Source organism: Klebsiella sp., assembly GCF_027492335.1.
GTDB classification, from domain to species: Bacteria; Pseudomonadota; Gammaproteobacteria; order Enterobacterales; family Enterobacteriaceae; genus Klebsiella; species Klebsiella huaxiensis.
In genome coordinates this window covers 176294-189659 of sequence record NZ_JAPUEW010000042.1, presented here as the reverse complement: position 1 = coordinate 189659, position 13366 = coordinate 176294, and the positions used below count along the sequence as shown (strand labels likewise).

Here is a 13366-nt window from a genome sequence, read left to right as displayed (position 1 = left end):
CCGGCAGGTGTCACCTGTGCGTTAACCTCTGGCGCGTTTCGCCGCCTGATGACCCGCGAGAGTGCCGAAGATAATGATATCGGCCACCGCGTTACCGCCGATACGGTTGCCGCCGTGGATGCCGCCAACCACTTCACCTGCAGCAAAAGCGCCTGGAATCACCTGATGCCCGGCGTTCAGCACCGCGGTTTCGGTGTTGATGGTCACGCCGCCCATGGTGTGGTGAACCCCCGGCGCGATACGAATCGCATGATAGGGGCCTTCATTAATTGGCGCACGGAGAGCGGTGGTACGGCCAAAATCATCGTCATGCTGTTTTTCGACAAAGCCGTTGTAGCGCTCCAGGGTTGCGAGGAAAGCATGGTAATCCATCCCCAGTTTCTCCGCCAGCTCACGCGGCGAGCTGGCGCTGGTGACGAAGCCTTTGGCGATATATTCATCGGCGGCTTTGTTTTTCGCCCTGACGTGCTCATCGAACACGATGTAAGCATAGTGCTCCGGCAGCGCGATAATCGATGCCGAGACTTTATCGCGGGTTTCCATCTCGTTGAAGAAACGGTTGCCCTGCTGGCTTACCAGGATGGCCCCGCCGCCGCGAATCGATTCGGAAATCAGATACGAGGTTTGCTGTTCCACCGTCGGGTGGATCTGGATTTCGCCCATATCCACCGTGCCCGCGCCGATACGTTCCAGCAGCGCAATACCTCCGCCGGTTGCCCCTTTATGGTTAGTGGTCACGAAACCCGCCAGGTCCGGGCGATATTTCACGACCATCGCGCTATTGGCGCTGAAGCCGCCGGTCGCCACCACAATACTCTTCGTCTGTACTACAACGGTTTCTTGTTCATCATTAAGCAAGCGTACGCCGCTCACCTCATCGCCGGTCATCAGGACCTCTTCCACCGAAGTATCGAGCAGAACATCGATGCCGCGTTTGGTGATATTGCGCACCAGGCCGCTGATTAAGTAGCCGCCGACCGCCGATCCGTCGCGCGGACGGTGAGTACGGTCAATGCTCATCCCACCGGTAGTGGTAATATCGTTGAGCATAATGCCGCGACGCGCCAGCCATTCAATGGCTTCCGGCGCATTTTCGACAAAGCGACGTAGTAGCGCAGGGTTGTTTTTGTTTTGCCCGCCTTTCAACGTTTCCTGATAGAACAGCTCTTTGCTGTCTTCAATACCTTTCACGCGCTGGAAGCGAGTTTCTGCCGCATTCATTCCGGCAGAGGCTTTAATTGTGTTACCGCCGATGGTTGGCATTTTCTCGACGATCAGCACGCTTGCGCCTTCATCGTGTGCCTGAATGGCCGCAGCCAGACCGGCGCCGCCGCTGCCGACCACCACCACATCATAACTTTTCGGTGTGACATCGCCTTCGCCCTCTTCGGCGGCCAGCGCTTTGCTGGACTTCAGCATCGCTTTGGAGACCGCTTTTTTCACCGCTTCGCTCTGGCTGGTTGCGCCGGAAATCGCATCCACGTGCGGGGTATTAGCGGTCAGAATGCGTTCGCGGATCTCTTCAAAACTGGTGGTGAATTCGACGGTTTGTACCGGGCTGGCGGCCAGTTCGATATCGACAATACGATCGTTTTCCAGACTGACGTTAATCACCAGTTCGTTGGCGTCATCCTGAACGGTTTCGACGAACATCCCCGGTTTGAATTTCGCATCACCCATGCTCATATCGCGGATCATCGCTTCTACCAGCGAGAAGCGCCACAGCGGTTCCGGGATGTTCAGCGCTTCACGCTGAGTACTGTCGATAAACAGCTCCAGCTCTTCACCGGCGGCAATTCGCCTCGTCCAGTCAGGATAAGCGATACAGGCGCGGCCCACAGCCATCAGGTCGTAGCCGTGATCCAGCCCCTGCTCGGCATCGGCGGCGTTCACCACGCCACCTACGCCCATGACCGGCACCTGAGCCAACGTTTCAGACCGCATAGCACAGTATTTTTCAATCAGCGGAGTCGGGTCAGTGGTATCGACAATGGACGGACGCAAGGTTGCGCCAACCGAGAAATGCAGATAATCCACGCCGCGAGCGGCCAGTTTTTCCAGCAGGTACATGGTGTCATCAAAACGGATGCCGGGGACTTCCATCTCTTCAGGGGAGAAGCGATAGCCGATGATAAAGGCATCGTCAGCGTACTGGCGGGCCATTTTGTGGGTAATATCCAGCACCGCCAGCGGGAATCTAGCGCGGTTGTCTTGGCTACCACCCCACTCATCATCGCGCTGGTTAGAGTTTGGCGAGTAGAACTGCTGAATCAGATAGGTGTTCGCACCGTGAATTTCAACGCCGTCAAAACCCGCCTGAATAGCGCGGCGTACACCTTCGCCAAACTTGGCAATCATGCCTTCAACTTCTTCACCGCTCAGCGCACGGGGAGTTGCTGCGCCATCACGCGGCGCGGCAATCGCGCTGGGCGCTACCGGCTGACGTCCGCCGATAAGCTGCGGGTCAACCATCCGTCCACCGTGATAAATTTGCAGAATCGCTTTTGAACCTTCCGCTTTAATCGCCTCGGCAATTTTGGCCAGACCGGCGACTTTTTCATCATTATCAATGCCGATTGCGCCCGGGAACGCCAGGCCGTAATCATCGATAAAGCAGCATTCAACAATAATGGTGCCGATACTGCCGGCACGAGCGCGGTAGTACTCCACCAGCTCGCTGGTCACGGTACCGTCAAAATAACCGGTACAGGTGGTCATTGGCGCCATCAACAGGCGGTTTTTTAATTCAGTACCGTTCGGCAAAGTAAAAGGACGCAGAATTCGTTGGTTACTGGTCATAATGACGCTCCAGATTTTAAATATTGAAAATTCAGAATTGGGTGACGGAATTGTTTTTAGTTGTATTTTGTATATTCCTTAAGTCATAGCCATAATATAGCGCTATTTTTAGTTACCAAAGTAATTACGTTAGTTAAAAAACTATTTAATACCAACAATAACACCAATACCTCTATTGCATTATTAAATTTAAATACACCATTCACACAACGCAAACACACCATAACAAAAAAGAAACTTTTGTTAATGATTTAAAATTTTAGGAAATAAAAATTTTATTATATAAAACAATAACATGAAAAAAATAAAGATAAGCATGATTTTATTTGATTTAACATTTATCGTTATTTTAAACAAATAAACACCTCATCATATAGGGTTATCGATAAATTAAAAAAAATCGCTAACAACCTGCTTTTTTTGATCTCAATCAATTGCAACAGCGTATGAAAGCGCAATATATAAATATCCAAATATTTTAATTTAACGCCCAACAAACAGCGTTAAATAATCGTCATCGCACTAACCAGAGCCGACAATTAATAATTAAAGAAAGTTTTGCAACTAAAGAAATCGCACGGTTACCCGGTGACAGAACCTTATTTTTAACTACTTGCAGATACTCATTATGAAAGAGAAAAAGACAACCATACCGCCTGCCGGTGCAGCAACCAATGCTGCTTACAAGCGTCTGCTGATGATGGCAATGCCCATTATCGTCGCCGTTCTCCTGCTGTTCGTCCCGGTGCCCGATGGCCTGCCTCCTTATGCATGGCACTACTTTGCTATTTTCGTCGGCGTGATCGTCGGTCTGATCTTCGAACCGCTGCCTGGCGCGGTGATTGGCATCACGGGCGTGGTGGTGATTGCCCTGTGTAGCCAATGGTTACTGTTCAGCCCTGAACAGCTGGCCGCGCCAAACTTCAAGCTCGCAGGCGCTTCCTTTAAATGGGCGGTGAGCGGTTTTGGTAACTCCACCGTGTGGCTTATCTTCGGTGCCTTTATGTTTGCCGCAGGCTACGATAAAACCCAGTTTGGCCGCCGTCTGGCGCTTATTCTGGTGAAATATCTGGGCCGCCGCAGCCTGACGCTTGGCTACGCCATTACCTTCGCTGACCTGCTGCTGGCACCGTTTACCCCCTCTAACACCGCACGTAGCGGCGGGACTATCTATCCGATTATCGCTAACCTGCCGCCGCTGTATGGTTCTAAACCTAACGACCCGAGCGCCCGCCGCATTGGCTCTTATCTGATGTGGGTAGCCATCACCGCCGCCTGTATCACCAGCTCCATGTTCCTCTCTGCGCTGGCGCCGAACCTGCTGGCGCTGGCGCTGGTGAAAAGCATCGTTGGCATTAACATCTCCTGGGGCACCTGGTTTATTGCCTTCCTGCCGCTGGGTATCCTGCTGATTCTGGCAATGCCGCTGCTGGCCTACTGGTTCTACCCGCCCGAAGTGAAGGTTAACGATGAAGTGCCGCTGTGGGCTGCCCGCGAGCTTGAGAAACTCGGTCGTCTGTCACGTAATGAAATCCTGCTGCTGGTTTTTGTCTGCTTCGCACTGATGATGTGGATCTTCGCCGCCGAATGGATTGAACCCGCGCTGGCCGCCCTGCTGGTTATCGTGTTGATGCTGTGGACTGGCGTACTCTCCTGGAACGATATCACCAGTAACAAAGCGGCATGGAATACCTTTGCCTGGTTCGCCACCCTGGTTGCGCTGGCCGACGGCCTCTCTTCTACCGGCTTTATCGCCTGGCTGGGCAAAGAAGGCGGCGCGCTGATGAGCGGCATCTCCCCGGGCGTGGCCACCGTCGTGCTGCTGCTGGCGTTCTATCTGCTGCACTATCTGTTTGCCAGTACCACTGCGCACACCACCGCGCTGCTGCCGGCAATGCTGACCATCGCCTCTACCATTCCGGGTATGAATATGCAGGTGTTCGTTCTGCTGATGGTGACCTCACTCGGCGTGATGGGAATCATCACCCCGTACGGCACTGGCCCAAGCCCAATTTACTACGGCAGCGGCTATCTGCCGACCAAAGACTACTGGCGTCTCGGCACCATCTTCGGCGCCATCTTCCTGGCCGCCCTGCTGCTGATTGGCTATCCGTGGATGTCCATGATGTTCTGATTCATAACCGTCGGGCGTGAAACCCCGGCGGTTTTTACTCTTAGGGAGCAAAGCAATGTCGACTAAACCCTTTGTCTATCAGGAAGCGTTTCCGTTAGCAAAAGATGAAACTGAATATTACCTGCTGAGCAATGAGCACGTCTCCGTGGCCGAATTTGAAGGCCAGGAAATCCTCAAAGTAGAACCTGAAGCCCTCACTCTTCTGGCGCAGCAGGCCTTCCACGATGCGGCGTTTATGCTGCGCGTTTCCCACCAGAAACAGGTCGCGCAGATCCTTCTCGATCCGGAAGCCAGCGACAACGATAAATACGTGGCGCTACAGTTTCTGCGTAACTCAGAAATCGCCGCCAAGGGCGTGCTGCCAACCTGCCAGGATACCGGTACGGCGATTATTATGGGTAAAAAAGGCCAACATGTGTGGACCGGCGGCGGCGATGAAGCGGCCCTCGCCCGCGGCGTCTATAACACCTATACCGAAGACAACCTACGCTATTCGCAGAACGCCGCGCTGGATATGTATAAAGAGGTCAACACCGGCACTAACCTGCCCGCGCAAATCGATCTCTACAGCGTCGACGGCGATGAATACAAGTTTCTGTGCATGGCTAAAGGCGGCGGCTCAGCCAACAAAACCTACCTGTATCAGGAAACTAAAGCGCTGATCACCCCGGCAAAACTGAAAAACTACCTTGTAGAGAAGATGCGCACTCTCGGCACCGCCGCCTGCCCGCCGTACCATATCGCTTTTGTGATTGGCGGGACGTCGGCGGAAGCCACGCTAAAAACGGTCAAGCTGGCCTCCACCCACTACTACGACGGGCTGCCGACCGAAGGTAACGAGCACGGTCAGGCTTTTCGCGATATTCAACTGGAACAGGAGCTACAGCTTGAGGCGCAAAACCTCGGCCTCGGCGCACAGTTTGGCGGCAAATACTTCGCGCACGATATCCGCGTCATTCGCCTGCCACGCCACGGCGCATCCTGCCCTGTGGGCATGGGCGTTTCCTGCTCGGCAGACCGTAATATCAAAGCAAAAATCAACCGCCACGGTATCTGGATTGAGAAACTGGAGAGCAACCCGGGCCAGTATATTCCTGAGCACCTGCGCCAGCAGGGCGAAGGCAATGTGGTTAGCATCAACCTGAATCAGCCGATGAGCGACATTCTGGCTCAGCTTTCCGCCCATCCGGTATCAACTCGCCTGACCCTCAACGGCACGATTATTGTGGCTCGCGATATCGCCCACGCGAAGCTGAAAGAGCTGATTGATAACGGTGAAGAGCTGCCGCTGTATGTGAAAGATCACCCGATTTACTACGCAGGTCCGGCGAAGACGCCGGAAGGCTACGCTTCCGGCTCTCTCGGCCCAACTACCGCAGGTCGAATGGACTCCTACGTCGATCTGCTGCAATCTCACGGCGCCAGCATGGTAATGCTGGCCAAAGGCAACCGCAGCCAGCAGGTGACCGATGCCTGCCATCAACACGGCGGTTTCTACCTTGGCAGCATCGGCGGCCCGGCGGCGGTGCTGGCGCAGCAGAGTATTAAGAGCCTGGAGTGCGTGGCGTATCCGGAGCTGGGGATGGAAGCCATCTGGAAAATCGAAGTTGAAAACTTCCCGGCGTTTATCCTGGTGGATGACAAAGGCAACGACTTCTTCCAACAGATCCAGAATAAGCAGTGCGCGGGTTGTTCACAGCGTTAAAAAGGGGTTAACCTGACTTTTACGGCCGCCGAATGGCGGCCTTTTTGCAATCAGCGCTGGCTCGATTTCCGTGTTTTCAGCCGCCCGGCAAGCGTCACGTGAGTGGCGGCATCTTCCTCGTTGCACAAATACTCAACGGCCAGACGTCCCAGCTCACTGTAGGGCAACTGAATACTGGTCAGGGGTGGGGTGAGCTGTTCAGAAATTTTCTGGTCGTCATAACCCGCCACCAGAATATCTTCAGGGATCGTGATGCGCTGCATTGCCAGCGCCTGATAGCAACCAATCGTCAGCCAGTCACTGGCGCAAAAAATAGCATCGGGACGCGTTTCCAGCGCCAGCAGCTTTAGCGTGGCCTGGTGCGACTCGCTGAACTGCCAGTTGGTTTCACAAATCCACTCATTCTGCACGGCGATCCCCGCCTGCTCCAGCGCCGCACGCCATCCAGCCAGACGCTGTTTTGTCGCTTCCATCCATCCTTCGCCAGTAATATGCGCCACCCGCTGCGCCCCCTGGCTAATCAGATGGCGCGTCACCTGAAACGCGTTGGCATAGTCGTCCGGAACAAAGGACGGCAGCAGCGGGGAATCCGGATCGCGCTGGTTAAGCAGCACCAGCGGCAATTCAGTACAATCGCGAAACTGCGACATGTCGCTAACGGTGGTCACCGGAGAGGCGAGAATAATACCCACGCAGTTGCGCTTTTCCAGTTGGCGAATAATGTTAATTGCCAGTTCAGCATCATCACCATATTCATACACCGTCAGCAGGATTTCATTGCGCCACGCCGCCTCGCGAGCCTGACTTATGGCATCAATAAACGGATCGTAGCTCTGCAGCGAGCTAATGAGCAGGGCTATCTCTTGCTGATTACGCGGAGAGTGAATCGCCGGTAGACGGTCGTAACCCAGTGATGTCGCTATCTCAATCACCCGCTGACGGGTCTCTTCGCTAAGTTTAATATTGCGCGACTGATTGAGCACCAGCGACACCGTTGCCTGGGAAACCCCGGCGGCTCTGGCGATGTCGTTCATCGTCACTTTGGTTTTGCGTTTCATCATCCCTTCCCTTCGCATACAGAACCAACATCATAACCGCAGTTTGCGCCAGCTGCGCTCTCGCTCACGTTTCTTTGCCTTGATCCCACCAGGATTGTGACTCGCTTCGCTTTTTTTTACTTCGCTATTTGCTCATTTATACGTCAACTAATATTTATTAGCTAATTATTATCAGTAAGCGAGGCGATGATGAAACAACAATGGACACGTGAACAGGCACAGACGTGGTACCAGCAACAGGGTTGGTTATGTGGCTTTAACTACCTGCCATCAACGGCGGTGAACTGGACGGATATCTGGCAGGCGGAAACCTTTGACGCAGCAACGATTGACCGCGAGCTTGGCTGGGCGGCGCAGGCGGGTTACAACTCCCTGCGCATCAACCTGCCGTTTATCGTCTGGCAGCACGATCGCGACGGGCTCATAGCGCGTATCGACCAGTTTCTGACGCTGGCCGATGAGCGCGGGTTTAGCACCATGCTGACATTGATGGATGACTGCGGTTTCTCCGGCGATGAGCCTTACCTTGGGCCGCAAAAAGCACCGGAGCCGGGGAAACACAACAGCCAGGCGGCCGCCAGTCCGGGGCGGGAAATCGTCTGTAACCGTGATGCCTGGCCTGAAGTTGAATGCTACGTACGTGATATCGTGCGCCAGTTCCGCGACGACCGCCGCGTGCTGCTTTGGGATCTGTATAACGAGCCGGGCAACCGGGGGATTTTTTCCACTGGCACCGTCGAAGTGTTGTATGACGAAAAACTGGAACATTACGCCCTCGAACTCATGCAGGCGACGTTTCACTGGGTGCGGGAAGAAGATCCGACGCAGCCACTCACCGTCTGCGCATGGAAACTGCCGGATGAAGTCGAAGGCGAGGTGTTCTATCAACATCCTTTAGACCAGACTGCGCTGGCATTATCTGATGTGATCAGCTTTCACGCCTATACCAATACCGCACGCATGGTAGCCATCATCCACCAGCTCGAACAGCACGGACGGCCTCTGTTCTGCACCGAGTGGCTGGCGCGCCATGTCGGCAGCCTGATCGAAGAGCAGCTCCCGCTAATGCATGCCGCTAATATTGCCCCCTATCAGTGGGGGCTGGTGCGCGGAAAAACCCAGACCTGGCTGCCGTGGCCGGTGGTGATGAAAAACTCACCGGACTACTGTCGCCTGTGGTTCCATGACGTTTTTGACGAAAACGGCATCCCGTTTGCCAAAGCCGAAATGGCGCTGGTGCGTAAACTCAGCCGGATTGGCCTGCATCCGCATAAAGCATAAAAAATATTATCTCTACAGACGCCCTGACCCAATGCGGCCAGGGCGTGAGGGAACACACGATGGCAAGCACCATGAAAATACCTTCTCGCGAGTTATGGTCCTATTTTGGCTATGGTTTAGGTCAGTGTTTTAGCTTTGGTTTAGTGGGTTCGTTTATTAACTATTTTTATACTGACGTGCTGGGGATCTCTGCCCTCGCGGCGAGCACCATCTTTTTGATCGCTCGCGCCTGGGATGCAGTTCACGACCCGCTGTTCGCCAGTATCATGGATACGTTAAACAGTCGCTTCGGTAAGTTTCGCCACTTCCTGCTGATCGCACCGCTGTTAATAACCGGCGTCACCCTGCTGGCGTTTTACAAAATAGAAGCCGATCTCACCACTAAGATCCTTTATGCCGGGGTGACCTACATACTGTGGGGCACGCTGTACGCCATTTCCGATATTCCGTTCTGGTCGATGTCATCGGTGATGACTAACGATTCCGGTCAGCGTACCCGCGCGGTGACCGCCGCCATGCTCGGAGTTAACGCCGGTATCGCCTGTGCTAATATTTTCTTCCCCAAACTGGCGGCCTTCTTCGCCCAGTACAGCAATGACAAAGGCTATTTTATGGCTGCGCTGGTGATGATGCTGGTGGGTCTGCCGCTAATGTTAAACGGATTCTTTCAGATCAAAGAGCGCGTGCCGCCAAGCCCGGAAAAGGTCACCATTCGCGATACCTTCCGCAACCTGCGCCACAATAAGCCGCTGTTTATTATTCTGCTGTCGTTTTTCTTTTGCGTCTTTCATAACGTCGCGAACGGTATTTATATCTACTTCTTTATCTACAATCTGGGCGATGGCAGCCTGCAAATGGCGATAGGCGTGATGGGGATTGCCGCCGCCGTCATCTGCCTGATTGCCCCGCTTCTCACCCGTCATATGCAAAAACGCCAGCTGTTTATGATCCTTTGCGCGCTGGATATTGTGGTTCGCGTGGTGATGTGGTTTATCGGCTATCAGCACGTGGCGATGCTGTTCTTATTGCTTGGCCTTAGCACGCTGTTTGTCATGATGAGCAACATTCTGACTTCATCGATGATTGCCGATACCATCGAATACGCTGAATATCATACCCATCGGCGCTGTGCGGCGATCACCTTCTCCGGCCAGACGTTCACCGGAAAAATGTCCGTCGCGGTGGGTGGCGGCCTGATTGGCATCTGGCTAACGATGATAGGTTATATTCCGCAAGCGCAAAGCCAGAGCGAGAGCGTGCTGAATGGCCTGTTCTTCGGGATTTGCCTGCTCCCGGCTATCGGATCCTTGATTCGCCTGCTGTGCATGTCCCGCTTTACCTTCACGGAAGAAAAGCACGCGGAGATTTGTCGCCTGCTGGCGCTGCGCCGCCAGAGTGCGGGAGTGGCAACAGAGGAATCGAGCGCTGATGCGCGCCCGGCATAGTTAATATGGCCCAAGCGCGGGCGGATACATTCCGCCCTGCGCATTTTATTCGTCAGTAACAAGAACCACTGTTGCGTAATAAGCACCATCCCTCTTAGGCATGGGGTTTGCTGGAGAAAAATAAGTAATCTATCCCAACCTGGATAAAACACTTTGTTTTTTTCCCGTTAATCTCTCCACATTCTCTTCACAATCCAATATATTACTGCGGCGAATATTTAAGACGATAAAATGATATGTAAATCGTTACTGAATCCGCATAGCTTCGGCGCGAGAAATTCCAGAAAGACAAATTAATCATATTGTTGATTGAGATCGGCTAACGTTTTGAAAGCGCTAACCAGAATTTGATTAAAAATCACTCACCGGAGTGATATCAGAGTGGCGAATATGCAGTACGAAAGAACTCAAAAAGGTCAGTCGCAGTATTTTCCCTTCATTGACGGATTGCGCGCCCTGGCAGTGATCGCGGTGATTATCTATCACCTCAACGCCGCATGGTTACCAGGAGGGTTCGTAGGTGTCGATGTATTCTTTGTGATATCCGGATTTGTCGTCAGCGCCTCGATTACTCACTTCAAAGGGCAAGGTTTCTGGCGTTTTCTGGCATTCTTCTATGCGCGCAGGATAAAGCGTATTTTCCCTGCCCTCATCGTTTGCTTACTGATCACTGGCTATGTTTCCGCACTATTTATTCCTGGTTCCTGGCTAAGTGATGTCAACCAACAAACCGGCTTATTCGCCTTTGTTGGCCTGAGTAACTTTATTCTGGCTGCTAACGGGCGCGATTACTTCGCTCCCACCACTGAATTTAACCCCTTTACCCATACCTGGTCTTTAGGCGTTGAAGAGCAGTTCTACCTGATATTCCCGATACTATTTGTTGCGTGGCTGCACGGCCGGCGCGGTAGAAAAGCATCGGCAATACTGTTCGCCGTCGGGCTGCTGATATCTTTGATTTTCTCAGCGTGGGAGTCACAGGCCAACCCTACCAATGCTTATTTCCTAAGCCCTGGACGTTTTTGGGAACTGGCTTCAGGCGTGCTGCTCTATCAGTTGATTACGCTGAACAGCGGGGATGATAAACGTCGGGAAAACCGACTTTCCGGCCCTATAGCGCTGATTGCGCTTGTCGGACTTTTTGTCGCTTTTGTTATCTCAACGCCTGACAACTTCCCTATGCCGGGAGCAGTACTCGCCGTTATCTCAACGCTGCTATTACTATTTTCGTTGTATAAACAGAACAGTTTCCCCTGGCTGCACCGCTTGCTGGGAAATCGCTACATTCTGTTTTTTGGCAAAACATCCTACTCATTATATTTATGGCATTGGCCTGTTTTCGTTCTCTTTCGCTGGACGTATGGCCTTGAGACGCCGTTGACCAAAGCGCTTGCTGTCGCGTTAACCCTCGTGATGGCTACGCTCTCTTTCTATATTGTCGAAACCCCTATGCGACGCAGCAAAATGGCAAGACAGATGCCTAATCCTGCAATCATCGCCGTGGGATTTTGCGTTATTGCCATCAGTTGGTGGGGCGCTTCGGCAATGAATGCACGTGCCGGAAAAATTTCCTTGAGCCAGGTTAGCGCCGATGCCGATTTATGGTATCCGGATCGCGGCCCCGCGACGCCAGATTACCCTGGTTGTCGTGCCGATCCGCAAACCATCATTCAAGATGGCGTCGAGGTGATAGTTTTCAAACCGGAAGGCTGCGTGCAGGAAAAAGCGTCAAGATACCGGGTTCTGCACGTTATCGGCGATTCACATACTCTGGCCTATGCTGCGTTGTATAAGCAGTTTGCTATCCGCAACAATCTTGAAGTCGATGTATATCGCAACGGCGGCTGTCCGTTTATTAGTTTCCAGACCGAACGCGATATCGATAATCCGCAGTGTCGCGAACAGGCTGAAAACTCGCTACACGCAATACATCAACGAATCCAGCCTGGCGACGTGCTTTTCCTCGCCTCATTGCGCCTGCCTCGCTTTAGCGACCAGTGGGTCTACTTTGGTTCTCAGGGACATCAACAATCGTTCTTTAGCGCCCAGGCCGAGGAAAACCGGCAGCGCTCCGTTGATTACGCCATTGATAAGCTCCGTAGCTTTGTAGACCAGGGAGTTCATGTCGTTTTTGAAGCGCCGAAACCCATCTTCTCCTTACCGCCTTTCCGCTGTTCGGACTGGTTCAACCGTAGCAACCCTATCTGCGCGAAAGGCATGACCATGCCGCAAGACCTGCTGCAAAAGTATCGTGCGCCTGTTCTGGCAAGCTATAACAAAGTTATCCGCGCTCTGCCTGCGGTTGCTATCTGGGATCCCTTCCCGATCCTCTGCGATGGCCCGGAGTGTCACGTCTGGAAAAACGGTCACTCGATGTTCTTCGATGGCGATCATCTCAGCGCATTTGGCAGCATGACGCTGCTACCCTCTTTTAGTGAGTTTATGCTGCCTAAGCTCGAAAAGTCAGCGCAGTCAGCCGCAAGCCAAATCCCGGCACAGGGTTATCAGTTTAATCAACCTGGCATTCCTGACTTTCTCGAAAGTTTATCTGGGTTATCACATGCCGAAGAGTGGGGGCGCTGGAGCGATGGCAATTCAGCACCGACGGTAGTGCTCTCCTTTGTTCAGCCCTTGCCCAAAGGCTTTACGCTCCAGATAACCAGCAAAGGCTATGGGCCCAATATTGGTCATCAGGCTCGGGTAATTGTGGGTAACGAAGAGCAACGGCTCAATCTCGGCGAACAGGCTAAGGAAGAGGCGTTGCATTTTGCTAACCATGCAGGTACAAAGCGCATTGAAATTATTCCGCCTCATGCTCAAAGCCCTAGAGAAGCAGGCGAATCCGCAGATGAAAGAAAACTCGGTATTGGTTTGATAAGTATTAAAATTATTGCCGATTGACGCGATTCAATAAGCAACGCCAGAGATTATCTGGCGTTGCAGT

General features: G+C 53.0%; 7 protein-coding genes. 5 read left to right on the top strand and 2 right to left on the bottom strand.

Translation table 11 applies throughout. The annotated features are described in order from the left end of the window. Positions 1-21: 21 nt before the first annotated feature. A complete protein-coding gene (locus QVF11_RS12850; protein ID WP_287857283.1) occupies positions 22-2799 on the bottom strand; it encodes a flavocytochrome c in 2778 nt (925 codons plus the stop codon). Between the two features lie 628 nt (positions 2800-3427). Between QVF11_RS12850 and QVF11_RS12845 the strand changes: the two genes are divergently transcribed. Continuing rightward, a complete protein-coding gene (locus QVF11_RS12845; protein ID WP_112214348.1) occupies positions 3428-4933 on the top strand; it encodes an anion permease in 1506 nt (501 codons plus the stop codon). Positions 4934-4988: 55 nt separating this feature from the next. Beyond that, positions 4989-6638, top strand: a complete 1650-nt coding sequence (gene fumA, locus QVF11_RS12840) for a class I fumarate hydratase FumA (RefSeq protein WP_142515030.1) — start codon at positions 4989-4991, stop codon at positions 6636-6638. 50 nt (positions 6639-6688) lie between these two features. Here the strand turns inward: fumA and QVF11_RS12835 are convergent, their stop codons facing one another. Beyond that, positions 6689-7696, bottom strand: coding sequence for a LacI family DNA-binding transcriptional regulator (locus tag QVF11_RS12835; RefSeq protein ID WP_142513985.1), 1008 nt, complete (start codon positions 7694-7696; stop codon positions 6689-6691). A 189-nt stretch (positions 7697-7885) separates the two neighbouring features. On the opposite strand from QVF11_RS12835, the gene QVF11_RS12830 reads away from it, so the two are divergent. From QVF11_RS12830 to QVF11_RS12820, 3 genes are all read left to right on the top strand, one after another. Continuing rightward, entirely contained in the window at positions 7886-8977 is a 1092-nt protein-coding gene (locus QVF11_RS12830) for a cellulase family glycosylhydrolase (protein ID WP_142513986.1), read from the top strand. Positions 8978-9036: 59 nt separating this feature from the next. Then, positions 9037-10422 (top strand): MFS transporter, encoded by a 1386-nt coding sequence (locus QVF11_RS12825; protein ID WP_112214352.1) that lies wholly within the window; start codon positions 9037-9039, stop codon positions 10420-10422. Positions 10423-10812: 390 nt separating this feature from the next. Continuing rightward, positions 10813-13323 (top strand): acyltransferase family protein, encoded by a 2511-nt coding sequence (locus tag QVF11_RS12820; RefSeq protein WP_287857278.1) that lies wholly within the window; start codon positions 10813-10815, stop codon positions 13321-13323. Positions 13324-13366 lie beyond the last annotated feature (43 nt).

What these genes read in the sequence shown, in the direction of transcription:
- QVF11_RS12850 (WP_287857283.1), bottom strand. Translation starts at nt 2,799, where the DNA reads ATGACCAGTAACCAACGAATTCTGCGTCCTTTTACTTTGCCGAACGGT.
- QVF11_RS12845 (WP_112214348.1), top strand. Translation starts at nt 3,428, where the DNA reads ATGAAAGAGAAAAAGACAACCATACCGCCTGCCGGTGCAGCAACCAAT.
- fumA (WP_142515030.1), top strand. Translation starts at nt 4,989, where the DNA reads ATGTCGACTAAACCCTTTGTCTATCAGGAAGCGTTTCCGTTAGCAAAA.
- QVF11_RS12835 (WP_142513985.1), bottom strand. Translation starts at nt 7,696, where the DNA reads ATGAAACGCAAAACCAAAGTGACGATGAACGACATCGCCAGAGCCGCC.
- QVF11_RS12830 (WP_142513986.1), top strand. Translation starts at nt 7,886, where the DNA reads ATGAAACAACAATGGACACGTGAACAGGCACAGACGTGGTACCAGCAA.
- QVF11_RS12825 (WP_112214352.1), top strand. Translation starts at nt 9,037, where the DNA reads ATGGCAAGCACCATGAAAATACCTTCTCGCGAGTTATGGTCCTATTTT.
- QVF11_RS12820 (WP_287857278.1), top strand. Translation starts at nt 10,813, where the DNA reads ATGCAGTACGAAAGAACTCAAAAAGGTCAGTCGCAGTATTTTCCCTTC.